Source organism: Oscillospiraceae bacterium (assembly GCA_009780275.1).
Lineage (GTDB): Bacteria > Bacillota > Clostridia > Oscillospirales > UBA929 > WRAI01.
Window position 1 is genome coordinate 22,233 of the sequence record WRAI01000011.1, and the last position, 25,281, is coordinate 47,513.

The window sequence follows — 25,281 nt, forward strand, 5'->3', positions numbered from 1 at the left end:
GAGGGGTATCTAAGGTTATGGCAATTCGAGAAATTTTGACACAGGGCGATGCCAGCCTATTAAAGCCATCACGGCCTGTCGAGCAATTTGATGACCGTTTGTATCAATTGCTGGACGATATGCGTGATACGCTCATTGAGGCCAACGGTGCGGGGCTTGCCGCTGTGCAAGTTGGCGTATTGCGGCGTGTGGCGTTGATTGACACTGAAGAAACGGGGCTAATCGAATTGATTAACCCTGAAATTGTGGCGCAGTCCGGCGAGCAGGAGGGCGCAGAGGGCTGTTTGTCTGTGCCGGGGCTTTATGGAATTGTCAAGCGCCCGATGAAAGTTAAAGTCAAGGCGCAGGACCGACACGGCAAAGAATTTAAGAAATTCGTTGAAGGGCTTGCGGCGCGGGCGGTTTGCCATGAATTGGAGCATTTGGACGGACAGTTGTTTACCGCCAAAGTGTCGCGGTATTTGACTGATGAAGAGTTAAGTAAATAAGAAATAAAAAAGAGGGGGGTACTGCGTGAAATTAGTCTTTATGGGTACGCCGGTCTTTGCTGCTGCGTCATTGGAAGCATTGATTGCCGCAGGGCATGACATTTTAGCCGTCTACTGCCAGCCCGACAAGCCGGTAGGGCGGGGGATGAAGTTGACGCCGCCGCCCGTTAAGCAGCTGGCGTTATCGCATGGCTTGACGGTGCATCAGCCCACAAAATTGCGCGATGGCGTTGTGGCAGAGCAGTTGCGTGCGTATGCGCCCGATTGCATTGCCGTTGTGGCGTACGGACGCATTTTGCCGCTTGATATCCTTGAAATCCCGAAACACGGTTGCATAAATGCCCATGCATCGCTGCTGCCGAAATATCGCGGAGCGGCACCGATACAATGGGCTGTCCTCAACGGCGAGCGCGAGAGCGGCGTGACGACCATGCACATGGCAGAGGGTATGGATACCGGCGATATGATTTTGAAACGTACGATAGCAATTCCGCCCGACATGACAGCGGGCGAATTGCATGACGAACTTATGCCAATGGCGGCGGAACTGCTGGTTGAAACCCTTGCTTGCCTGGAAATTGGTAACGCGCCGCGAACACCGCAAGACGAGGCACTTGCGACGATTGCGCCTATGCTCGACAAGTCGTTGTGTGATGTCGATTGGCAAAAATCGGCGCAGAAAGTTGTCAACCAAATTCGCGGACTTGACCCGTGGCCGGTTGCGACAACGAACATTAACGGTGTGGTATTGAAAATTACAAATGCGTCTATTTTTGGCGAAGACACAAGCAACGGCGGGCTTACCATTGCTGCCGGGGACGGAAAATTAGTGTGTATCGGCACAGTGCAAGCCCCGGGCGGCAAGAAAATGCCCGCGGCGGATTATTTGCGCGGGCGGAAGTGATGTACTATGAAACTACCAATTAAAACAAACCGGCTATTACTCCGCGAAATTTGCAGTAAAGATGCCAATAACGTGTACAATTTATTCTCAAATCCAAATGTTATGCGCTATTTAGATTTGCCTCATGCTAATATTGCGCAGAGCCAACATTATATAGACACACTGCTGAAAGATTATGAGCATAAACCAAGATTGCGGTGGGAATTTGCTGTTATATTGGCTAAAACCGGCGAATTTGCGGGGATTGTAGAGCTTGAAGTTGGGTTTGAGCCTGTTGTTGACAGTCGTGCGGAATTGCAATATCTATTTTTGCCCGAGTTTTGTGGCAAAGGGTATGCATCCGAAGCAAATAAAGCTGTTATAAAGTTTGGCTTTGAAGAATTGCGTGTGAACAAAATTACAGCCGGGTGTTTGCAGTGTAATCTTGCGTCAGAACGTGCGATGATTCGGTGCGGAATGACCAAAGAGGGCGATTACAAGCAACATACAAAATGGGACGGTGAATGGGTAAATCGTGTTGAGTATGCTGTTTTAAAAGATGAATATTACGTTGAAAAGGGAAAAACCCTTTGAATAATTTCATCCTTATACAAGCACTCGGAATCCTCACGTTAATTTTATTCGTCGCATCATTGCAACAGCGCAAAAAAGAAACGTTCCTATTGCTCCAAATTACAGGAACGGTCCTCTTTATCGCGCAATATTTGATGACAAACAGAATTACAGCCGCACTTTTGTTTACTGTTGTACTAATTCGCGGTGTGGTGTTTTATGTATATAAAAAGAAAAATTTGCAACCATCACGCATAGTATTGGTTGCGTTTTTGGGAATTATTGCAATTTCGACGTATTTTTCATGGCAAAATGTTTTGAGCATTATGCCGCTAATTGCAACATCGGCAAAAACGTGGGGCACATGGCAAGATAACATGAAATGGCTGCGCAAAACATCATTGCTCAGCCAAAGTTGTATGATTGTCTATAACTTGTCAGCGGGTATGTACACGGGGGCGTTGACAGAAGTGTGCAATTTGACATCGACTGTGATTGCGATGCGGCGGTATGATGTGTGTAAGGGGGAGGGGTGATTCTAGGCATATATTGCTTATACTGCACCCATTGTGTGCTGATGTATCTGTTTAGTTATATCCGCATATGAAACTGTTGAAAAATCAGTGGTATCAACATAAAGAATGCAATCTCCAAATTGAAAATTTTTCGATTGTTCTACTATTTCCATATATTGTTCCAATGTAATTTGCGGCTTCGCGCCACCCATATCATATTTTCTTCTATCATTAAAACGCTGATGTGCCAACTCAACCGAAGTGGTAAAATGGACATTAACAGTTTGATACTTGTACTGTTTAACCAATTCATTTATCATCGGCTTTTGTTCGTCCCAAAAACCAAATTCAATGATTAACGGCGAAGACTGCTTCATTATATCTTCGCAAAGAACCCAATATTGAGCAAATGGAATCGTAGTTGTCCCCCAATTTTCCCACAAGTTGTCAACAGAAAGAAGAGGGACACACGCCTCTTGTGACAACCACTCGGCAAATGTCGTTTTGCCTGCCGCTGCCATACCGGATACAATAATCATTACATTTTTCATTAAATCCTCAACACAAAAAAGTTGCGCTAAACCACCTACCCGCCAACCGACAAATACGCCATCGCCGATTTCGCCATCAGTCGTTTTTTGCCCTTGTCGTCAAATTCGATTTCCAGCAAGCAATCACCGCCCATTGGGCGTGCACTGATGACCATACCGTTGCCGAACGCCGTGTGTGTTACGCGCATTCCCGGTTGAAAATCGGGCAACGGTGTGCTTGGTTTTGCTGCAGGAATCGCTGACCGCGTAGGGCGTGACGGGCTGTAAACATCGCGGATGGTGGGTTGCGTTTGACGGTTTTCGTGTACGGTAACGCAGTCCTGCGGTATTTCGCTGATAAACCGTGACGGCTGATTAAACGTTGTTTGCCCGTACAACATACGCGATTGTGCAGAAAATAAATGCAATATTTTCCGCGCTCGCGTTACGGCGACATAGCAGAGCCGCCGCTCTTCTTCGAGTTGAACCTGCTCATATACAGAGCGTGGGGATGGGAAAATATTTTCCTCTAATCCCACAAGCATCACACGATCAAACTCCAAGCCTTTGGCACTATGCACAGTCATCAGCACGACGGCATCGCTGTTTTCGTCATACGTTTCAAGGTCGGTAAAAAGTGCAACTTCTTCGAGGAAACCTGACAATGCAGGCGTTTCGCCTTGCTCGGCGCAACGCTCTATGTACGCAGTAATGCTCGACTTTAATTCGCGGGCGTTGTTGGCGCGCTCTTTGTCTTTAGGGTCGTCTTTGGCTTCCCAGAATTCGCAATATTTTGTTTTTTGCAGCAATGCGTCGTATAGCTCGTCAAGCGGCAATTCGCTGTCGCGCAAATCGCCCAGCATTGTTGTAAAATTTATCATGGCGTTTTGCACACGCGATAATTCAGGGTAAGCGTATGCTTTGGCGAGAACTTCGTACAATGTTATGCCGTTTTGCAGAGCAAGTGCTTGCGCTGTGTCGATGGATGTTTGCCCGATTTTGCGCGACGGCGTATTGACAATACGCAGCAAACGCAACGTGTCTTGCGGATTATTTATAACATGCAAATACGCCAGCATATCGCGGATTTCCAAGCGGTCAAAGAATCGCGTGCCGCCGACAATGCGATAGGGGATGGCGTTACGCCGCAAAGATTCCTCAATTTTATTTGCTTGCGCGTTAACGCGGTACAGTACGGCAAATTCGCGCAGTTTTGCACCTTCGCCTACGGCTTTCATAATTAGGTTGCAAACGGTTGAGGCCTCATAATCGCTGTTATCCACGCAATGCCATGCAATTTTTTCGCCGTCGCCTTGGCTTGTCCACAACGTTTTGCCCAGACGTTGGCTGTTTTTGGCAATTAAGCCGTTAGCCGCGCGCAAAATCGTGCCGGTTGAGCGATAGTTTTCTTCCAAGCGCACAACAAGGGCGTCGGGATATTGTTCTTGGAAGTTCAAAATGTTTTCGACAGTTGCGCCGCGAAAACGGTAAATACTTTGGTCATCATCGCCGACAACGCAAAAGTTTCGATGTTCGTCTGCCAGCGCCGATGCAAGCAAATACTGCACATGGTTGGTGTCCTGATATTCGTCAATCATAATATAGCGAAACTTTGCGCGATAGTAATCAAGCAAGTCTTCGTTGGTCAGCAATAAGTTGACAGCATGGCACAAAATGTCATCAAAATCAAGCGCATTTGCGTCACGCAATGCCTTTTGGTAATGTTTATAGAGTTTTGCGATAGTTTGTTCAAACGCCGTTTCGTCGTGCAATTGGGCGTATTGTTCGGGCGCAAGCAGCTGGTCTTTCGCCTTGGAAATTTCGGTCAAAACAGCGCGCGGCGGACAGTCGTTTGGGTCGATATTATGCTCGTTCATGATGGCTTTTAGCACACGCTGGCTGTCGTCAGCATCGTAGATAGAAAACGAGCGAGTGAATCCCACACGGTCAATGTCGCGCCGCAAAATACGCACACACGCTGAGTGAAACGTATGCGCCCAAACGTCGGCGGCTTGCTCGCCAACGCGCTTTTCCAGCCTTTCGCGAATCTCGCCGCCGGCTTTGTTTGTAAAAGTAATCGCCAAAATTTGCCACGGCTTGACGCCGCGTTCAATCATATTTGCAACGCGTTCAATAAGCACTGTAGTTTTGCCGCTGCCGGCACCGGCGAGAATGAGCAAAGGGCCGTCAACATGGTCGACGGCCTGTTGTTGTTTGTCATTTAAGGTAGGGGCAGAGTGTTCGGTTTGCATAATGTTCTCCTGTCAAATGGATATATTTGTTATTCTATCACAAAATGACAATACTTGCAAACAAAAAACTTGACATCGGCTCGGCATTATGATACGGCTGTTTCGCTAATGAGAAGGCGGGAAATCTTTATTTGGGGAAGTTGGCATGAAAGAAAAAATCATTGAGTTTCTGCTAAATAATGCTGAGCCGTCTATTGTATTAAGGTACTTGCTTATTCGCTAATCGGAGAAAAACGCCTCGGAGAATGGTATATATATCGATTCGCCCACGCATAAACAGCGTAGTTGCCTCATAGACTGTCCTAGCGAACGAGAAGAGAGGCAATAACATGAATTGGAATATAAACGCCGTCACCCTTTGCGGCAAGGTGATCAGCGCGCCGCAAGTGTCGCATACGACACACCGCGAAACGTTTTATGGCTTTGTGTTGGAAAGCCGTCGCTTGTCAGGTATTGACGATTATGTGAAAATCATTTGCCCGGAATCAATGTTAAAAGAAGCTGCCGTTGACATTGGCGACACGATTGCCGTGCAGGGTGCGTTGCGATCGTATAACAACAAGAGCGGCATTGGCAATCGTTTGATTATTACGGTGTTGGCGCAAAGTATTATACACAGCCAAGGCGAGCCACATAATATTGTCTCATTATGCGGAACGCTATGCAAAGCACCTGTTTTTCGTAAAACGCCGTTAGGGCGCGAAATTTGCGATATGCTTTTGGCAGTCAACCGTCGTTACGGACGCGCCGACTATCTTCCGTGTATTGTATGGGGTGGGCAAGCGCGTGAATTCGCCGATTGTGAAATTGGAACGAAATTATCGATTGAAGGGCGCATACAAAGCCGTACATATCAAAAAATAGAAGATGGTATAACAGTAGAAAAAATAGCATACGAAGTATCGATTGGGAAAATTGAGATATTTGATGAAATAATTGGCAACGAAGAAGGATATCACTGAGTATAAAGCACAATGTGATGGCACACACTATCATCGCGCAATGCCTTTTGACATCAGAAGGAGATAAATACTATGGCTAACCAAGCTCTTGTACCTGAAGCAAAAGAAGCGCTCAGCCGCTTCAAAATGGAAGCTGCCCGCGAAGTTGGCGTTAACTTGAAACAAGGTTACAACGGTGACTTGACAGCACGCCAAGCCGGATCGGTTGGCGGCCAAATGGTCAAAAAAATGATTCAAAGCTACGAACAAGGCATGAAGTAACTCACGCCCTACCGTAATAAAAAACCGCCCGTGAGGGCGGTTTTTTATTACGGTATAACCCTAGGTTATGGTTGGTTAACCGCGCCCGTAAACAGCACTTGCGCACCGCCGTCTGCCCACTGGTACAGCACGAAGACAAAAGGTCGATCGCAAATCATTTCAAAGGGTATAGCTGGTTCCGGCTCCTCGGGGATGCCGTCATTAACAGCCTCCATCACTGTTACAGCGGCGGCAGTTGTTCCTTTTTCGTCGACTTCAATCACGGATTTTTGCACGACTTGGCCAAGCCGTACAAAGTCGCCACTTTCAATCAACCCGCCTATTGTCGGCCCGGTGAGTGGGTTGAATAAGGGAACGCCCAAGGCGTCCAAAGTTTCTCCTAAACCATCAAGCCGGTTTTCGAGGGAGAAGCGGGGCAAGAGCAACCGTCCTGTGGCATCGGAATCACCGTCTGCGCGAATTTGCTCAAAGCGTTGGTTGGTCATGCCGGCAAGCAGGTTGTTGGCGTCGCCGTCACGGGGCAGCAGAACCATCATGCCGCCGCCGTGTGTAAAGCGGAGTTGTGTAGCTTGCAAATAGGCATCCTCGAAGTAAAATTGCCCGTCGCCTTGCCGCACCATAAAGTGCGCTGTTGTTTCGCCCGACGGCGCGTGGAAGATGTCTTCAATGGTTGCCGAAGGACTAAATTCCCACGACCAACGATCGGAGAAGTAGATGGCGTTGGCAATGGCGACAATGGCATATGGGCTGAATTCTTCAATAATGTCACGGATCAGCCCGTTCGTTTGCTCATACGCCCAAGTATTGACGGCATCGACAGCGATTTGTGAGCTGAAATTGACATTAAACGCTGCACCGCGGAAGTAGTCCATAAATATCTGCGCGAAGTTTTGCCGCAATCTGACGCTGTCGTCAACGAAAATGGCGTTGACAATGCGGAGCGGGTTATGGAACTCGTCGAGCCAGTCGTTTTCTTCGGCGGACTGACGGGCGCTCTCGCGGTTGAGGGAGAAGAGCATACGGGCGGCGGCACGGTTGACATCGTCAACGGAAATGCCCGCAATGCCGAGGGCTTCGAGTAGTTCGTTGATATGGGCTTCGGTGGTGGCATTGAGCAGCGCAGCAAGCGGCAACCAAACCGAGTAGGGAGATACGATCAGATTTTCATCGCCTAATTCTTGCGCCAGCGCGGCACTCAGCCGAAACGCAAAGTCGTTTGCGCCCTGCGCCACCCCGGCGGCAGTTTGCGGGTTGAGGTCGGGATTGTGCAGCCCTGTGTCATTGACCGGGGCTGCAACAGTGTTGCCGTTTTCGCTGATGTCACGACAGCCAAAAAGGGGAAGCAACGTAAAAAGGATGGTCAGGAACAGTGCGAGTGTGCGTTTTTTCATAAGAAGCCTCCCAAAGTTGCATTGATAAATAATATTGCTTGATGTATAATACGTTAGCAGGGGGTATTGAAAATGAACAAAGAAATAAAAAAAGGCTTACTTGACGCCTGTGTCTTAAAGCTGTTGGAAGAAAAAGAGTCATACGGATATGCTGTTACAGCTGATATGCGGGAACTTATAGATGTAAGCGACTCGTCATTGTACCCGGTGTTGCGCCGTCTGGAACAATCGGGCTGCTTGACGACTTATCATCGTCCGTACAACGGTCGCATGCGGAAATATTATGAAATTACGCCTGCTGGATTGCGGTGCTTGGCGGAAATGCGGCGTGATTGGCAAGAGGTGATAGCAGTGGTGCAACATATCATGTAGCGGTGGCACACTTACATTAAATCTCGCCGCGAAATGCGTAGCAAACTTGCCCTGTTAAAAATAAATGCCCCTCGTCGTCTTGGTGGACGGTGATGTCACCGCCGGCCATACGGACGGTGACTGACGGCTGGCATTTTCGCTTGTCAATCATCAGCGCAGCAGCGGCGGCAGCGGCAGTGCCGTCACTGAATGTTTCGTTACCGGTGCGGTTCCATAGACGCAACGCTAAAGTCTTGAGGTCACTCGCTGAAACAAAGCCAACGTCGATACCGCCGTCCTGTGATGGGTCGCGTGACAGCTTTTGACCGAGTGACTCAACAGGCTCGCTGTACAGTTTGTCTTCCTCCATGAATATATATCGCTCACCGAGACTAACGCAATTCATCTTGAGATATGGGTTATAAATGGGAGGCTTGGTCATACGCGCCTGCCCCAAGTCAATGGTTACGCTGTACGCCTCTTCACTCCTGGATGGTGTGACCAACACTTCCTTGACACCGTGATATGTTTCGATGGTCATGGCGGTATTGCTGACGTGTCCGTCATCGTAGAGAAACTTTGCCGCGCAGCGTATTGAGTCGCCACAGAGTATGACGGCCGCGCCGTTACTCGTATACACTGAAATGCGCGCGTGTGCCACCGTAGACGGGTGCACAACTACAAGGGTTTGCGCGCCTATGCCAAGCCGCCGATCACAAAGGTATGGCACCGCAAGTACACTTTCATCGACAGACGAAGTGATGCCGTCAAGCAAAGCAATGTCATGCTGACAGGCATACATTTTAACAAAGTGCATAGCGTTGCCTCCAAAATATAAACGTATGTTATATTCATTGTAACATAGTATAGAAATCTTTTCAAGGCAGAAAACTTGCTCTTGCCTTTTCTTGTGTTTTGCCGTATAATGGCAAAAGTGAAACAATCAGAGGATGTGAATCAAATGACTGAAGCGCCTTATCGTGTCAAGCTGACAGACTTCATTAAAGAATTTAATTTAACGGTGCTGCATGAACCACCGCATATCGCCGATATTGAGATTACTACCGACGATGTCAACCGTCCCGGGTTGCAGTTGACCGGTTTTTTTGATTACTTTGAGCCGTCACGTCTACAGATTATGGGCAAAGTGGAGGCGACGTATTTAGAGACTTTGACACCCAAGCAGCGGCGTGAGAATTTTGACGCGCTCTTTTCGCGTAAAATTCCGGCACTGATTGTCAGTCGAGGCATAGAACCATGCTCTGAGTGTCTTGCCTCTGCAAAAAAATATGAAGTGCCGTTGTTGCAAACGCAGGAATCGACGGCGTATATCATGAGTGCCATGGTGGCGTCACTCAAAGTGTCACTGGCACCGCGTGTGACGCGGCACGGTGTGTTGGTTGAGGTTTATGGCGAGGGTATTTTGCTCTTTGGCGAAAGCGGCGTGGGCAAAAGCGAAACGGCAATTGAACTGGTCAAACGCGGGCACCGGCTGATTGCCGACGATGCTGTAGAAATCAAGCGCGTGTCGGCCATTAGCCTTGTGGGCAGCGCGCCTGAGCTGATTCGGCATTATATTGAACTGCGCGGCATTGGTGTGGTGGATGTGCGCCGCATTTTTGGCATGGGCGCAGTCAATCAGAGCGAAAAAATCGACTTGGTGATTCACCTTGAAATGTGGGATGATAAGAAGCAGTATGACAGGCTGGGGCTCGACCAAATGACAACTGAGATCCTCGGCGTGGAGATTCCCAAACTGGAAGTGCCTGTCAAGCCGGGGCGAAATTTGGCTATTATCATTGAAGTTGCCGCTATGAATTTGCGGCATAAAAAGTTGGGCTACAATGCCGCTAAGGAGTTTACCGACAGAATCAGCCGCCATTTCGGACAGGATGGCAGCGACGACTGGGGGCAATCGTCTTGAACGTGATGATGCATGATTTTGCCTTAGGCGAAGAGCGCGGTCTCCGCCACGGCAAAACCAACAATAAATTGATTGCCGATTTGCATATACATACTAACGCCTGCGGGCACGCTACGCCCACGATTGAAGAAGCTGCCGCTGCGGCAAAACAAAAAGGGCTGAGCATTATTGCCATCACCGAACACGGTCCCGATGTGCATGACGCGCCGCCGCTTGAATATTTCGTTGATATTTCTCAAAATTATCCGCGCGAAATTGACGGTGTGACAGTACTTGGCGGCATTGAACTCAACATGATGCCAAATGGTTATGATTTACCCGATGATATTCTTGCGCAGCTGGATTTTGTGCTTTGCTCGCAGCATCAATGGTGTTACCCGCCGTCGGATGACCGTGAAGTCGTGACTGCCGATTGGATTAAAGCTTGCGAACACCCGCATATTGACGGTATTGCACATGTTGGGCAAAGCGATTATAATATTGGTTACGATGCCATAGTACGCGCGTGTGTGCGCACTGACACAGTGCTGGAAGTTAACAACACGTCGCTCCGCTTTGGGCGTGAGTCACGCGAAACATTTGAGCATTGGTTGAAATTGTGCGCCAAATATGATTGTCCTGTAATCGTTAATAGTGACGCGCATGATGCACGATTTGTCGGCAATGTTGATTTGGCGATGGACCTGCTGCAAGAGATTGGCTTTCCCGAAGATTTGGTATTGAATACCAATGAAACGAGGTTTCGGGCGTGGCTTGCGAGGCGGAGGAGGAATATATAGTGAGCAAAAAGGCCGAAATCGCCGCCGATCTCTTCCACAACAGTTTCAATTGCGGACAAGCAATTTTCGGTGCATTTTCCGAGGACTATGGACTGGAAAAAGACACGGCATTAAAAATTGCCGGCGGGCTCAGCAGCGGGATGCGAAGCGGTGAGGTCTGTGGTGCAGTGGCGGGCGCGGTGTTGGTAATCGGCCTGAAATACGGCCACACCAAGAGGTTTTGTTATGAACGAACAGAAGAATTCACGGCGAAGTTCAAGGAAGAAAACAAGCACTTAGCTTGCCGCGATTTGCTTGGCTATGATATCTCAACCCCCGAAGGCAGAGCAAAGGCCATTGAGGAAAATATGTTTAGAACGATTTGCGTTGATATGGTTGTCAGTGCGGCGGATATACTGGTTGAGCTGGGGTATTAAGCGTTACATTATAAAAGATATATATCAGGAGGAACATCTCATGCAACTCAAAAATGCAAAAGGTCACATCTACATCCCCGATGGTTCGGGTGCGGCGGCGGCTATGCAACGCACGACACACCTGTGCATTGCAGCACACCAAGACGACGTGGAAATCATGGCATACGGCCCCATTGTCGAGTGCTACAACGACAGCAATAAGTTTTTCAGCGCTGTTGTTATCACTGATGGCGCAGGCTCACCGCGGGACGGAAAATATGCCTCGATGACCGATGAGGATATGCAGCTTGTACGCCGCCAAGAGCAGGACGCCGCCGCAAAAATGGGGCGTTACAGTGCTATGCTGCAACTCGGCTATCCAAGCAAAGCGGCAAAGGCATCGGGCGACGGACAGTGCGCCGAAGAACTAGCGGCAATTATTAAAGCCTGTGCGCCGGAGTTTTTGTTTACGCACAATTTAGCCGACAAACACGATACACACGTTGGCGTAGCATTGCGTACAATCGAAGCTATCCGTTCACTGCCAATGGAATTGCGCCCAAAGAAACTGTACAGCATGGAAGTTTGGCGCGGCTTAGACTGGCTGCTTGACAGCGACAAAGTTGTGTTTAACACTGACCCCGAGCCGCAATTGGCATCGGATATTTTAGCCGTATTCGAGTCACAGTGCGCAGGCGGCAAGCGATATGATTTAGCCGCTATCGGACGTCGAGTTGCCAACGCAACATTCTTCGCCTCGCACGCCGTTGATACCTGTAATAGTTGCAGCTACGCGCTTGATATCACAGCGTTGATTTTAGATGACACCATTTGCCCGGTCGACTTCATCAAAGCACATATCGATAGTATGCGTGTTGATGTTGAGGATAGGCTTGCACGGATGAAGTAAATTGCCGAACCATCGTAGGGGCGAACACTGTTCGCCCGCGCGTGTTGAGGTGAAGTGAAAATTTGTATTAGTAGGTAGATAGGATAAAAAGATGATAAAGTCAATACTCGGTATTTCGTTTGATTGCCCAAACGCTAATGAATTAGCTGATTTTTATATGAACATATCAGGCTGGACAAGAGAGGAACTCTCTGGTGATGAGTGGGCAGGTCTTCGTACGCCGGAAGGCATTTTGTTAGTTTTTCAAACTGTGGAGGATTATACGCCGCCTGTTTGGCCATGGGAAAACGGAAAACAACAACAAATGGCGCATATAGATTTCTTTGTGGACAATTTGCAAGAAGTTGAAAAATTGGCTTTATATCATGGCGCAAAAAAATCTGAGATTCAATTCTTTGATACATCGACTGTGATGTTTGACCCTGCCGGACATCCTTTTTGTTTATCAACAGTCAAAGAATAATATCCACTAATAAGCATTTTCTGCATTACCGGTTCAGGATGAGTAAACATTACAATTAAGGAGAAACTATTATGCAACACCATGGAATTGACATCAATGTCAAACACATTCCCGCACTGAATCCCGGCTTTGTGCCACTGTCGGCGTACAATCGCGCTTACGCCAAGCTAGCGACCCAACCGTTCGCCATCGCCATCGAGCGTGAGAATGGACAAGTTTTTACATTGGAAACCAAAATTATTGGTGATGGCAAGCATAACGACGCCGACAACGCCTATGCAGAACGCATGGTTAAACTGCTGCTGTGGGCGATTGGCGGGTTTAGAATCACCGTTTGCGGCAGCGACAGCATTGCCGCGCACATTAAAGAGCAATACAGCCCAACGGGCAAGCGCGCATTCGACAACGCCTTTATGGCGCGGGTCTACGAACGTGATTTTGAGGTGAACAGCTTGCCGTACGGGCAGCGTCCGCAAACGCACGAGGTCACCACCGCGCTGAAACGCGACTTGTCGGGCTGCCGCATTGGCTTTGATGCCGGCGGCAGTGACCGCAAAGTCTCGGCAGTTGTTGATGGCGAGGCGATTTACAGCGAAGAAGTTGTTTGGCATCCTAAAATCACAGCTGACCCGATGTATCATTTCAATGGCATTGTCGATGCCATGAAGACTGCGGCCAGTAAAATGCCACGTGTCGATGCCATCGGCGTGTCATCAGCCGGCATTTATGTGGCTAATCGAACGGCAGTTGCGTCACTGTTCTTGAAAGTCGAGCCCGATGATTTTGAGCGCGTAGTTAAGGATATTTACATCAACGCCGCCAAAGAAATCGGCGATGTGCCGCTCGTCGTGGCAAACGACGGCGATGTGACGGCACTGGCAGGTGCAATGGGACTTGGGGAAAACAATGTGCTTGGCATTGCCATGGGCACAAGCCTTGCGGCGGGATACATTGACGGCAACGGTAATATTACCGGACGACTTAACGAGTTGGCGTTTGCGCCGGTCGACGGGCAAGATAATGCCTTTGAAGATGAGTGGTCGGGCGATATCGGTTGCGGTGTAAAGTGCATGTCGCAAGACGGCGTGGCACTACTTTGCCCCGCAGCGGGTATTGAATTGCCGGCTGATGCGACACCGGCAGAAAAATTGACCTTTGTGCAAAATCTAATGAAAGACGACGACGCGAGAGCCGCCGCAATTTTTGACTCGATTGGTGTGTATCTTGGTCATGCGCTGGCATTGTGGCGCACGATTTATCCCATGCGCCACGTGTTGTTGCTGGGGCGCGTGATGAGTGGCAAAGGCGGCGATATTGTCATTGAAAAAGCGCGTCAAGTGCTTAAAGACGACTACCCCGAAATCGCCGATTTGAATTTGCTGTTGCCTGATGAAAAGACGCGCCGTGTCGGTCAAAGCGCAGCTGCGGCGGCGTTGCCGTCGATTGGCTAGATAAATGACTTTGCAGGGGGGGCGGGGTTCACCCGCCCCTACGTTAATTTTGGAGGATTTTCCATGTACACCATAGGCATAGATGTTGGCGGCATGAGCCTTGTTGCCGGCGTAGTGACCCGTGAGGGAAAACTGCTGGGCAAAGCCAGCCTGCCCACGCGCCAAGACACTGACCCGCAATTGTTGGCTGATGACTTGATTGCCATAGCGCGTGAAGCTTGTGTTAAAGCGAACGTTGACACGGCAGACATTGACGCTATTGGGTTGGGCTTTCCCGGCTCGGTGGATGCCGATACCGTGATTTACTGTTGCAATATTCCGTCGTTGCAAGAGCCTGTCAAGCTGCCCGCCATGATGCGCAAGCAATGGGATGTGCCAATTGCATTAGAAAATGATGCCAACGCCGCTGCGCTCGGCGAGGCGAAAGTTGGCAGCGCAAAAGGTTGCGACGATGTGCTGTTTATCACGCTCGGCACAGGTGTTGGCGGCGGCATTGTCATCGGCGGCAAAGTGTATGCCGGTTTTAACCATCTCGGCGGCGAACTTGGGCATATGGTTATTGTGTATGACGGCGAGCCTTGCGGTTGCGGCCGTAAAGGTTGCTGGGAATCGTACGCTTCAGCGACGGCACTCATGCGCATGACACGCGAAGCTATGGAGGCTTATCCGGACAGCCGCTTGTGGCGTCAAGTAAAAACACTTGACGGCGTGAGCGGGCGGACAGCATTTGACGCCATGCGCGACGGCGACGAAATCGCAAAAGGCGTTGTGTTGCAGTATATGGAGATGCTTGGCTGTGGGCTGGCAAATATGATCAATATTCTCGAACCAGAAGTCGTCTGTATTGGCGGCGGCATTGCTAACGAGGGAGATGCGCTAATTGTGCCGCTAACAGCCATTGTCGAACGTGAGAGTTATAATAAGACAGCGAAAAAGGCAGTCATTCGCACTGCGGCGTTAGGCAATGACGCGGGCGTGATTGGTGCAGCATTGGTGGCAGTGGGTTAGTAGAAAATTTATATTTGCAAAGGCGTGTTGAGGTGAGTATATGATTCGTCATACAGTTGAATTAACAGTGCCAAACGCGACAGCGAAGCAATTTTTTGATTTTATGAGTAACCCTTGCGACCAACGATATAGTGAATGGTGGCCGGGGGAACATTTGCAATTTCACATCGTTAAACACGGCAAGGAAAATCATCTCGGCGATGTGGTTTTTATGGATGAGTACTTGGGTGAAAATCGCCGATTGACTTTCTATGCAGTTGTGATTACAGCAAGCCACGCAAATAAAATCGAATGGCAGATGAAAAAAGCAAAATTGCGACTTCCGGCGATAGTGGAATTGGAGTTAAATGACACTGATGAGGGTGTTCGTCTAAAGCACGAGCTACGAATTGGTTATTCCGGCATAGGGAAAGTTTTTGACCCATTTATTAAGTTATATTTCAATAAGTCTTTTCAAGAAGCACTTGAAAAACATTGTAAAATTGAGTGGTTTAAGTTAGCCGAATACCTTATAGTATAAGCATTTTCCAACACAGCGTATAAATCAACACACCTGCGCGTAACATGAAAGGAGAGGTGGTAGCTATGGATGCAATTCAAAACGTGACGGCGGCTTGGGAAACACAGGGGCGAAAAGCCTTACGTGATGAGCTGTTAAGTCGTCACACCACCTTTCACGTCGGCGGCGCAGCACCACTGATGTTGTTGCCGCAAACCGTAGATGAGCTGTTGATAGCATTGGAATTATGCCGCAACGCAAATATTCCATATTTCCTGCTGGGCAACGGCTCAAATATCCTGGCCGCCGATGAGGGTTGGTCAGGCGTTATCATTAAGACAAAAGACGGTTTGCAAGAAGTATCACTTGACAGCAACGACGGTGAAGGTGTTGTTGCTGACTGCGGTTTAATGCTCTCGCGTGTAGCGATTTTCGCAGCAGAACATAACCTGGACGGCATGGCTTGGGCACACGGCATCCCGGGCACGGTAGGCGGTGCGGTCAAAATGAACGGCGGTGCGTATGATGGCTGTATGAGTGATATCGTGTGCGGCGTTGATGCGGTCACCGCGGATGGCAAGCAAATTTACTTGACAGGCGAAGAATGTCAATTTTCTTATCGACATTCTATATTTATGGATAAAAACTGGACAGTGTTGCGCGCTCATTTCAAATTGAAACGAGGCCAAAAGGCAACCATTCAAGCGCGAATGGAAGAGTTGCAAGGCAAGCGCAAAAAAAGCCAGCCATTGGAATTTCCAAGCGCGGGCAGTTATTTCAAACGTCCGCCCGGATATTACGCGGCGGCATTGATTGATGAGTGCGGGCTGAAAGGCTACCGTACAGGCGACGCGCAGGTGAGCGAAAAACATGCTGGATTTGTTATCAATTACGGAAACGCCACGGCGGCGGATATGATTGCCTTGGAAATGCATATTAAAGCGACCGTTAAGGCACAAACAGGCGTTGAGTTGATATGTGAAGTGGTCAAATTAGGCCTATGATAACGTTCAGCCAGCAAGTCAAGCAAGAGCTGTGTGCCGTGATTGCGGACAGGCCGTGCTGTCGGCGTGCATTGCTATATGGTATATTGCTGTTCGGCCATACATTTTCACGCAATGAGGTAAAAATTGTTACGAAGTACGATTGTATTGTTTCTATTTTCCAAGAAACGACGCAAGAACTGCTTGGCTTCTCTTTTGAGCAGAAAGTCATGGGCGACGGCAAAACCGTACTGTCATTGCGGGATAAAACGCATTTGTACGCACTGTTTGACCTTTATGACTACGGACACTCGATGTCAATTGCACTGCACATCAATAACGCGTTGTTGGAGGACGAGTGTTGCCGCAGTACTTTCTTGCGCGGTGCGTTTCTATCGGCGGGGGCAGTTAATGCGCCGATGACAGATGAGTTACGGACAACTACGGAAAAATTTCATCTTGAAATTTCGGGCAGCCATTACTACGTTATGCGCGAATTTTTGGCGTTGTTGCGCGAGATGGCGTTAGACCCGCGTCTGACACGACGCAAGTCGGGCTATGTTATTTATTTCAAAGCGGCTGAGGCAATTGGCGATGTGCTGCTGCTGGCGGGCGCGCAATCGGCCTACATGACGGTCGTAATGGCACAGATGGAGCGGCAGTTGCGCAATGACGTAAATCGCAAAGTCAACTGCGAAACAGGCAACCTCACCCGTATTGTCGAGGCGGCGACACAGCACCGCATTGCCACACAGAAACTCATGGACAGCGGGGCATTTGCAGCATTGTCCGAAGACTTACAAAAGACTGCCATGTTGCGTGTGGAGAACCCTGAATGGTCATTGTCGGAGCTGGCAGAGGCCTTGAGTATCAGCAAATCAGCGTTGAACCACCGGTTGCGAAAAATTGTACAGTTAAGTAAAGAATAGAGTTGTCGTATATGGGGCGTAACAGGGAGGAGAAATAATCATGCTGGAACAGATTTTTGACAAACTCGACATGTCACAGGAAGCACGCAATGTAATGGCGGATATGCGCGGAAAGTACGGTGAGTTGCAAGACTTGCAGAACGACTTGTTCAATGCCGATGTTTCGGAAGAAACATTGGTTGAGAAAACCAGTCAACGCGCCAAGGAGTTGGGTGTTCATGAGTATACGTTTGCACTCTATTTGTTGGTGATTTCTGCGAAGAAGCTGCGTGAGCGATACGATGAGCAAGGAATCAGTGACGAGATTTTCTGGGATTCACTGATGGACATCAAATACAAGATGCGTGAGTGCCAAGAAGTACATGGCATTATCGGCACATTCGTCTTTGGTTGGTTCTCCGGCTTTTATCGTATGCAACGGTTCGCTTTAGGGCGGATGCAATATGATATTGCTAAGTATTGGTGGAAAACGCCCTACGAAAACGGCGATTTGCACATCGAAAAAGGGTATCCCATACTAAGCTGCCATATTCCGTCATCGGGCGAACCTTTGACTAAAGCGGTCAGGCTTGATTCCTATCGCAGAGCCTACGAATTCACCGCCGGCATGGACGGGTACCGCCCACTTGTAATTATATGCGACACATGGCTTTTTTATCCGGAACACAAGAATTTCTTGCCGAAAAATTCAAATATCCTTGACTTTATGGACGACTTTACCATTGTGGAACACGTTGAAACCGACGGGTTTCCCGATGCTTGGCGTATTTTTGCCGCAGCAAGCAAACTACCGCCCGAGCAATGGCCAACCGACACATCGCTGCAACGTGCCTTCGCCGAACGCGTGCGAGCAGGGTTGCCGACCGGCCTGGGGCGTGGACTTCTAATTTTTGATGGGGAGAACATTGTGCATGGCTGAAATGTGGGATATGCTAGATGAGCACGGCAACAAAACCGGGCGCTTGATGGAACGCGGGGCACCGATGGCGGACGGTGAATATCACTTGATTGTGCACGTTTGGATTATGAACCCCCAAGGCGAGTTTTTGATATCCAAACGCACGCCAAACAAGCCGTGGCCGAATCTCTGGGAATGTACCGGCGGCAGCGCGGTCGCGGGTGACAACAGCTTGACAACGGCGAGTAAAGAAGTGCAAGAAGAACTTGGACTGACGCTTGACCCCAAGAACGGGCAGATGTTTAAGCGATATAATCGAAAGCATTATGAAGTGCAGCATAACGACATAAGCGATGTCTGGCTCTTTCGGCAGGATTTTGATATCAATGACGTTGTGCTGCTGCCCGACGAAACGTGCGATGCCGTGTGGGCGAGTAAATCAACCATTTTGCAAATGATGGAAGACGGTACTTTTATACCCAAGCACGTATACCCGTACATAGATGAATTGTTTTATTTTTGCGATAAACCGTTTTGGGAAATCGGGTATCACGATAAAAATGTTTCGACTTTCTCGAAAGGCGCGACTGCCGATGTTGCGGCTTTTCATCAAAACTTCAAGTCTAATTCGCGCATTCTTGACGTTGGTTGCGGCGAGGGACGTAACTCTATCTTCTTGGCCGAACAAGGACACACAGTCGACGCATTTGACTTGTCTGAGGCGGGCATTGCAAAGGCGAAAGCCATTGCTGCTGATAAAGGCGTTGTTGTCAATTTCACGGCTTGCGATGTTGGCGATTACGTTTTAGGCGGTGACTATGACGTGATTTTATCGCACGGCGTTTTGCACTTGCCGGAGAAAGCTGTGCGGGATAAGTTTATTGCTAATATGCAAACGCACACTAAATCGGGCGGCTACAACCTCGTTGACGTGTTCACCAACCGCGTGCCTGCCACGCCGGATAATGCGCCGTTTACCAAGAGCCTGTTCGACATAGGCGAATTGCCTGCGAAATATGACGGCTGGACAATACTTTCGCACGAAGAATTTACATTTTGCGATGCGCACCCCGGCGGCGTTTCACACGAGCACGCAAAGGAGCGAATCACGGCGCAAAAACCGTAGTGGCGGCCTGCGTTCGTCCGTCACCCAAAAACAGCAAGAGCAGAGCCCTTGCCCTACAAAGGAGAATTTTATGAAAAAAATCCTCACACTTACCGCAATCCTTGCCATTGCGTTGCTGCCAATCACCGCGTGTAACAGCAGCAATGCGCCGCTTCTTGCGCCTACGCCTGTGCCGACTATGCCGGATATTCCGCAGCCGCCTGAACCCGTGGCGAACCAACCCGCGGTGATTCATTACGAACATATCGAGGGCGGGAAATTCCTCTTTGTCAACGGACCTGAACCCATTGACCGCCAAGATATCGCCGAGGTTGGTATCAATCTGTACGAAGGCGAATTTGATGGCTCTTTGCACCTCTGCTTCTATCACAATAACTACATGGGGACAGGCATATATTACGGTATACATTTCCATAACCCCAACGATCAAGCGGCAACACTGACGCTAAAAAACCACGGTGCGTCTTTCGGTTGGACAACCAACAGCGAAACCATCCGCCTGTGGTACTACACCGCCGGCGTGAGTACTGACTACACAATTGCGGCGGGCGACAGCATGTGGCTCTTCTTTACCGATAACGAAGACCTGCCACGCAGAGAATACGGCGCACGAACATTTACGACAGAATGGGACCCTATTGCCAATCACATCTCACATATGAACGGCACTTTCGACGGAAAAATGCGCGTATATGGTAGCCGTCCACTGGAAGTGCGCGTCATGTCGTGGGTGACGGAAAACTTAAACGATTTTGATCCATTTGAAACAGTATACCCCAACTCTAAGCATTGGCTCGGTACAACGGGCTATTCGCCGTATTTGGGCGAAGTGGCGGCAACCATGGCATGGACGGTTGACGATACAACTGCGCCCGGGCGCATGCCTGTCAGCATTAGCGGTCACGTCGACAATCGCTGGACAACGCATGCCGTGTCGCGCAACCGTTATGTTGTCAACCAAGACAGCTTGCCGTTAACGGTACTGTACAATGACCAAGAACACGTCTTGACGCCCGACCGTCCCGACATTCGCTCGGGTCAGTCATGGCCGTGGGCGAACATTGGCGTAATTTACCACCACTATATGTTTTTTACCAACAACAGCAGCGTCCCGCGCGTGTTTGCGGCGTACATCGAGCGCGGCGCAGGGCGCAACGCCTATATGGGCGCGTATTCGCCGCTGAACGACCCGGCGTTCCAATTATTGCCATTCAGCGACATCAACAACTGGCTCGATCATGACCAACTCATTGCGGAAATTACTGTTATGCCAGGCGAAACAGGCTTTTTGCCGTACGAATTCAGCATGGGCGGACAATCGCATAATCTTGTGGGGCATTACGTCGTTATGCGTGACGCGGTGACGTTTGAGAATGTCGAGCGCATGGATTTTTCGATTGTTGAAGATGATGAATTGCCTGAAACTCAATCAGTGACGTTTCGGAATACTAGCGGTATTGAGCATGATCGTAAAGAACTAAGAATTTCTTACAGGCTTGCCGGCGATACACCAGAGGCCTTTACATGGGGTGTTACCGATGGAGATATACTGGATGAGCAATGGGTTTTAGGTGTAAGGCCTGCATATGGGCTGGCAGCTGGCGTGTACGAAGCCACATTTGAGGCATTTAATATCGATACTGATGAAATACTTGGTATATTTCCAATCCGCATAGTCGTCCACGCACAAGGCGTTTACGATTACCTCCCGCTCGTTCCTATTGATGCATGGACGATTCACACCGGTAACTCTATAGTCAACGTCGAATACGGGCCGCTCAACGCTGACGGTGTGCCATCCTTGATTTTCAGCAACACCGCAGGGCAATGGCCGGCGGCAACCGGCGCGCTGAAGTGGGGAAGCGGCATACATTTTCCGCTCAGTGAATGGGGCAACATTGTGCTGGAATTTGACGTTGAAGTCAGCCACAACGCCAGCATTGTTCTGTTGACGCAAGGACCATCCTTGCCGCAAAACCGCATACCGATAACACAAGTCATGGCGCAATTCAACACCTTAGACGAGGGCGGCCTTGACGGCGACGATTTGCGGCGCGGGCGTTACGTCGGGCGCGTATGGCTGGACGATTTAATGAATATCCGCGACCAACTGCCGACCGAATATTATTTCCTTATGCCACCAATCGACGATGTTTACATGGACGGTTGGCGCGTGTTTGCCATCGGTCCTTCACCTGCGACGGTAACAGTCAATCGGTTGCGGTTTATACGGGAGTAAATTATGACACCATTCACCCACTTACATTTACACACAGAATACAGCCTGCTCGACGGCAATTGCCGCATCGTGCCGTTGATGAAGCGGCTCAAAGAGCTGGGACAAACGCACGTCGCCATCACCGATCACGGCGTGATGTACGGCGTGGTGGACTTCTACCGCGAGGCGATCAAGAATGATATCACGCCGATTATTGGCTGTGAAGTCTACGTTGCATCGCGTTCGCGGCACGATAAGGAACACGGCAAGGACAGCGAATCACACCACCTCGTATTACTGTGCGAAAACGATACCGGCTACCGCAATTTATGTAAAATCGTTAGCTTTGGTTTTATCGATGGCTTTTACGGCAAAGCACGGGTCGATTACGAATTGCTGGAACGTTACCATGAAGGTTTGATTGCGCTGTCAGGTTGCTTGGGAGGTGCTGTGCCGCAACTATTGCTCAACCGCGACTACGAGGGCGCATCACGTGAAGTTGGGCGAATGGTCGAAATATTCGGGCGTGAGCATTATTTCCTTGAAGTACAGGAACACGGACAACCCGAAGATAAAATCGCCAATGCCGGATTGAAACGGCTGGCGCAGGAACATGACTTGGGGCTCGTTGCCACCAATGATTGTCACTATGTCGAAGAACAGGATGCCGAAGTGCAGGATATTTTGCTCTGCGTGCAAACCAACAAAACAGTTGACGACCCCGACCGCATGAAATTTTCTTGCACCGACCTATACGTCAAAAGCGGCGACGAAATGGCGGCCATGTTCCCCGATATGCCGCAGGCCATTGAAAACACGATGAAAATTGCGGCGCGTTGTCATGTTGAATTCGATTTTAATACCACGCATATGCCGCACTTTTCATTGCCTGAGGGCGAGAGTGACTCAACCACCTATTTGAAAAAGTTGGCGCTTGAAGGCTTTGCCGAACGTTACCCCAACGCCAACGCCGGATACCGCGAACGCTTACAGTTTGAATTGGACGTTATTGCGAATATGGGCTATAACGACTACTTCCTTATCACAGGCGACTTTATGGCATATGCACAGCGCAACGGCATTCCCGTCGGACCGGGGCGGGGGAGCGCAGCAGGCAGCATGGTTAGCTACTGCCTCGGCATCACCCACCTTGACCCCATGCGCTACGGGCTTTATTTCGAGCGATTTCTAAACCCCGAGCGCGTCAGCCTACCCGATATTGATATTGATTTTTGTATCCGACGGCGGCACGAGGTTATTGACTATGTTATTGAAAAGTATGGACACGACCATGTAGCGCAAATTATCACATTCGGTACAATGGCGGCACGGGGCGGCGTGCGCGATGTGGGTCGAGCGCTGGGCGTCCCGTATGGGCAGATAGATAGAGTTGCCAAACTGATTCCATTTGGGCTCGGCATGACGTTGGAAAAGGCATTGAAGCAGTCGAACGAGCTGCGGCAACTGGTGGATACAGACCCACAAATTGCCAAAGTCGTCACTACCGCACAAGCCTTAGAGGGTGTTCCGCGCCACGCCGGCACACATGCGGCAGGTATCGTCATTACGCAGGAGCCCGTCGTCGAACTTGTGCCGCTTGCAAAGAATGACGAGGCAATTGTCACGCAATTCTCCATGAACACTATTGCTGACTTGGGCTTACTGAAAATGGACTTTCTCGGCCTGCGCAATATCACTGTTATTGATGATGCGCTAACACTTATTCGCATCCACACACCCGACTTTGACATTGGGAAAGTGCCGGAGGACGACTTAGAGACATTCAAAATGTTGAGTCATGGCGATACCGAAGGTGTTTTCCAGCTTGAAAGTGCCGGTATGACAAGGCTCTGCATCAACCTCGGTCCACGCAGCATTGAGGATATTACGGCGGCAGTAGCATTGTTCCGTCCTGGTCCGATGGAACAGATTCCGCGTTTTTTAGAGAGCAAGCATAACCCTGAAAAAGTGCATTATCACCACCCCATGCTGCGCGATATTTTGCAACTTACACACGGTGTAATTGTCTATCAAGAGCAAGTTCAAGAGATTTTCAGAGCTTTGGCGGGATTTTCTTTGGGACGTGCTGACAGTGTGCGCCGGGCTATGAGTAAGAAAAAAATGAGCGAGTTGGCAAAAGAACGCCAAAATTTTATCCACGGCAATGAGGAACTCGGCATTGACGGTTGCGTTAAACGAGGTGTTGAGGCGGCGACGGCCAATTTAATTTTCGATGAAATGCTCAGTTTCGCTAACTATGCATTCAATAAGGCGCACGCCGTCTGTTATGCGCAAATTGCCTTCCAAACGGCGTACCTAAAACGTCACTACCCCAAAGAATATTTTGCCGCATTCTTGACAACAGGCGAATCGCCCGATGCCGTGAGCCATTACATCAAGTCGATTCGCGCGATGGGCATTGATATTTTGCCACCGGACATCAATAAGAGTTCGGCAAATTTTTCTTGCGAAGAGGACGGTATTCGTTACGGCTTAGCGACCTTGAAAAACCTTGGTCATGCCGCTGTCGATGCCATAATAAAAGAGCGTGATGAAAAAGGTGATTTTACCGATCTGTATAGCTTTTGTAAGCGTATGTTACATGCTGCGCCCAATAAAACAGCATTAGAGTCGTTGATTCTCTCCGGCGCATTCGACAACTTCGACGTGACCCGGCGCGGTTTGATGGACGCTATGCCAACCATTTTATCCGACTTGAACCGTGACAAACAGGCAAACGTAGCCGGGCAAATGGGCATGTTCGATGATGCCGAGGAAACAACTCAGCCCACACACTTTAACATCGCCGAATACAACGATTTTGACCGATTGGCACACGAAAAGGCTGTGACGGGACTATATCTCAGTGGGCATCCGATGCAATATTATCAAACCGAATTGGCGTTAATTTCACCGGTATCATTGGGCGATATTTTGCTCGATACCCAGCAAGAAGATGAGAGCGAAAATAGATTTTCCGATAATGAAATCGTCAGATTCGCTGGCATTATCTCATCATTTAAAACAAAAGACACACGAAACGGCGACTTGATGGCGTTTTTCATGCTTGAAGACGACAGCGGTGCGTTGGAATGTATGATTTTCCCGAAAATCTTACGTGAAATATCAGACATTGCCGGCAATGGTAAGGCAATCTGGGGCGAGGGTCGGCTATCCATTCGCGACGACAAGCCGCCGCAAATTTTGGTCAATTCATTACAATCACTCACGGGCGAAGTGCCGCAAAAGTTATATATCCGCATACCCAACCAGCGTTGCGAAGCCTTCCAAGCCCTGCCGCCGCTGCTCAAATCATTTCCCGGAATTTGGCCTGCCGTTATTTATGACGAAGAAACAAAGAAAAAGTTTTCTGCGCAGTGCTATCCTACGCCGTTGTTAATGCGAAAGCTGCAAGAGCTGGCAGGGGAGGGGAATGTGAAATTGACAGACATATAAATAGACAAAGGCCTTGCTTAAGCACAGCAAGGCCTT

25 protein-coding genes are annotated in these 25,281 nt (G+C 49.3%); 21 read left to right on the forward strand and 4 right to left on the reverse strand.

Annotated features, from left to right (window positions below; genetic code table 11):
* The first annotated feature begins 17 nt into the window (after window positions 1-17).
* From def to FWE06_04680, 4 genes are read left to right on the forward strand one after another with little or no spacing between them, the layout of a single operon-like run.
* Window positions 18-488, forward strand: coding sequence for a peptide deformylase (def, locus tag FWE06_04665; GenBank protein ID MCL2546471.1), 471 nt, complete (start codon window positions 18-20; stop codon window positions 486-488).
* A 25-nt stretch (window positions 489-513) separates the two neighbouring features.
* Window positions 514-1,392, forward strand: a complete 879-nt coding sequence (gene fmt / locus FWE06_04670) for a methionyl-tRNA formyltransferase (protein ID MCL2546472.1) — start codon at window positions 514-516, stop codon at window positions 1,390-1,392.
* A gap of 6 nt (window positions 1,393-1,398) precedes the next feature.
* The gene (locus FWE06_04675) at window positions 1,399-1,965 is read left to right on the forward strand and encodes a GNAT family N-acetyltransferase (protein MCL2546473.1); all 567 of its coding nucleotides are present in this window, start codon (window positions 1,399-1,401) and stop codon (window positions 1,963-1,965) included.
* Window positions 1,962-2,480, forward strand: a complete 519-nt coding sequence (locus FWE06_04680) for a YgjV family protein (GenBank protein ID MCL2546474.1) — start codon at window positions 1,962-1,964, stop codon at window positions 2,478-2,480. Before FWE06_04675 ends, FWE06_04680 begins: the two co-directional genes overlap by 4 nt.
* Window positions 2,481-2,497: 17 nt before the next feature.
* Here the strand turns inward: FWE06_04680 and FWE06_04685 are convergent, their stop codons facing one another.
* Both FWE06_04685 and FWE06_04690 read right to left on the reverse strand, forming a co-directional pair.
* Window positions 2,498-3,010 carry an ATP-binding protein gene (locus tag FWE06_04685; protein MCL2546475.1) on the reverse strand — a complete coding sequence of 171 codons (513 nt, stop codon included), beginning with the start codon at window positions 3,008-3,010 and terminating at the stop codon, window positions 2,498-2,500.
* A gap of 35 nt (window positions 3,011-3,045) precedes the next feature.
* Window positions 3,046-5,241 (reverse strand): UvrD-helicase domain-containing protein, encoded by a 2,196-nt coding sequence (locus FWE06_04690; GenBank protein MCL2546476.1) that lies wholly within the window; start codon window positions 5,239-5,241, stop codon window positions 3,046-3,048.
* A 329-nt stretch (window positions 5,242-5,570) separates the two neighbouring features.
* Between FWE06_04690 and FWE06_04695 the strand changes: the two genes are divergently transcribed.
* The gene (locus tag FWE06_04695; protein MCL2546477.1) at window positions 5,571-6,203 is read left to right on the forward strand and encodes a single-stranded DNA-binding protein; all 633 of its coding nucleotides are present in this window, start codon (window positions 5,571-5,573) and stop codon (window positions 6,201-6,203) included.
* Window positions 6,204-6,275: 72 nt separating this feature from the next.
* Window positions 6,276-6,464, forward strand: a complete 189-nt coding sequence (locus tag FWE06_04700; GenBank protein ID MCL2546478.1) for an alpha/beta-type small acid-soluble spore protein — start codon at window positions 6,276-6,278, stop codon at window positions 6,462-6,464.
* 65 nt (window positions 6,465-6,529) lie between these two features.
* On the opposite strand, the gene FWE06_04705 is transcribed toward FWE06_04700, so the two are convergent.
* A complete protein-coding gene (locus tag FWE06_04705) occupies window positions 6,530-7,855 on the reverse strand; it encodes a hypothetical protein (protein ID MCL2546479.1) in 1,326 nt (441 codons plus the stop codon).
* A gap of 72 nt (window positions 7,856-7,927) precedes the next feature.
* On the opposite strand from FWE06_04705, the gene FWE06_04710 reads away from it, so the two are divergent.
* A complete protein-coding gene (locus FWE06_04710; protein MCL2546480.1) occupies window positions 7,928-8,227 on the forward strand; it encodes a PadR family transcriptional regulator in 300 nt (99 codons plus the stop codon).
* Between the two features lie 16 nt (window positions 8,228-8,243).
* On the opposite strand, the gene dapF is transcribed toward FWE06_04710, so the two are convergent.
* Entirely contained in the window at window positions 8,244-9,023 is a 780-nt protein-coding gene (dapF, locus tag FWE06_04715; protein MCL2546481.1) for a diaminopimelate epimerase, read from the reverse strand.
* A 144-nt stretch (window positions 9,024-9,167) separates the two neighbouring features.
* On the opposite strand from dapF, the gene hprK reads away from it, so the two are divergent.
* The 14 genes from hprK to FWE06_04785 all read left to right on the forward strand — a co-directional run bounded on the left by hprK (window position 9,168) and on the right by FWE06_04785 (window position 25,245).
* Complete coding sequence (gene hprK, locus FWE06_04720) at window positions 9,168-10,130, forward strand: HPr(Ser) kinase/phosphatase (GenBank protein MCL2546482.1); 963 nt, start codon at window positions 9,168-9,170, stop codon at window positions 10,128-10,130.
* A 5-nt stretch (window positions 10,131-10,135) separates the two neighbouring features.
* Window positions 10,136-10,909 (forward strand): PHP domain-containing protein, encoded by a 774-nt coding sequence (locus FWE06_04725; GenBank protein ID MCL2546483.1) that lies wholly within the window; start codon window positions 10,136-10,138, stop codon window positions 10,907-10,909.
* Window positions 10,909-11,325: a C-GCAxxG-C-C family protein gene (locus FWE06_04730; protein ID MCL2546484.1), complete on the forward strand. Its 417-nt coding sequence runs from the start codon at window positions 10,909-10,911 to the stop codon at window positions 11,323-11,325. The genes FWE06_04725 and FWE06_04730 overlap by 1 nt, the downstream gene beginning before the upstream one ends.
* Window positions 11,326-11,365: 40 nt before the next feature.
* On the forward strand, window positions 11,366-12,214 hold the full coding sequence (locus tag FWE06_04735; GenBank protein ID MCL2546485.1) for a PIG-L family deacetylase: 849 nt from the start codon (window positions 11,366-11,368) through the stop codon (window positions 12,212-12,214).
* Between the two features lie 91 nt (window positions 12,215-12,305).
* Window positions 12,306-12,677 (forward strand): VOC family protein, encoded by a 372-nt coding sequence (locus FWE06_04740; protein ID MCL2546486.1) that lies wholly within the window; start codon window positions 12,306-12,308, stop codon window positions 12,675-12,677.
* 71 nt (window positions 12,678-12,748) lie between these two features.
* Window positions 12,749-14,128, forward strand: a complete 1,380-nt coding sequence (locus tag FWE06_04745) for an ROK family protein (GenBank protein ID MCL2546487.1) — start codon at window positions 12,749-12,751, stop codon at window positions 14,126-14,128.
* Window positions 14,129-14,191: 63 nt separating this feature from the next.
* Complete coding sequence (locus FWE06_04750) at window positions 14,192-15,136, forward strand: ROK family protein (GenBank protein MCL2546488.1); 945 nt, start codon at window positions 14,192-14,194, stop codon at window positions 15,134-15,136.
* A 40-nt stretch (window positions 15,137-15,176) separates the two neighbouring features.
* Window positions 15,177-15,656 (forward strand): hypothetical protein, encoded by a 480-nt coding sequence (locus tag FWE06_04755; protein MCL2546489.1) that lies wholly within the window; start codon window positions 15,177-15,179, stop codon window positions 15,654-15,656.
* Window positions 15,657-15,721: 65 nt separating this feature from the next.
* Entirely contained in the window at window positions 15,722-16,639 is a 918-nt protein-coding gene (gene murB, locus FWE06_04760) for a UDP-N-acetylmuramate dehydrogenase (protein MCL2546490.1), read from the forward strand.
* Complete coding sequence (gene whiA / locus FWE06_04765) at window positions 16,636-17,547, forward strand: DNA-binding protein WhiA (GenBank protein ID MCL2546491.1); 912 nt, start codon at window positions 16,636-16,638, stop codon at window positions 17,545-17,547. The genes murB and whiA overlap by 4 nt, the downstream gene beginning before the upstream one ends.
* Window positions 17,548-17,587: 40 nt before the next feature.
* A complete protein-coding gene (locus tag FWE06_04770) occupies window positions 17,588-18,466 on the forward strand; it encodes an acyltransferase domain-containing protein (protein ID MCL2546492.1) in 879 nt (292 codons plus the stop codon).
* Window positions 18,459-19,571 carry a methyltransferase domain-containing protein gene (locus FWE06_04775; protein MCL2546493.1) on the forward strand — a complete coding sequence of 371 codons (1,113 nt, stop codon included), beginning with the start codon at window positions 18,459-18,461 and terminating at the stop codon, window positions 19,569-19,571. The genes FWE06_04770 and FWE06_04775 overlap by 8 nt, the downstream gene beginning before the upstream one ends.
* A 70-nt stretch (window positions 19,572-19,641) precedes the next feature.
* Complete coding sequence (locus FWE06_04780; GenBank protein MCL2546494.1) at window positions 19,642-21,810, forward strand: hypothetical protein; 2,169 nt, start codon at window positions 19,642-19,644, stop codon at window positions 21,808-21,810.
* Between the two features lie 3 nt (window positions 21,811-21,813).
* On the forward strand, window positions 21,814-25,245 hold the full coding sequence (locus FWE06_04785) for a DNA polymerase III subunit alpha (GenBank protein MCL2546495.1): 3,432 nt from the start codon (window positions 21,814-21,816) through the stop codon (window positions 25,243-25,245).
* Window positions 25,246-25,281 lie beyond the last annotated feature (36 nt).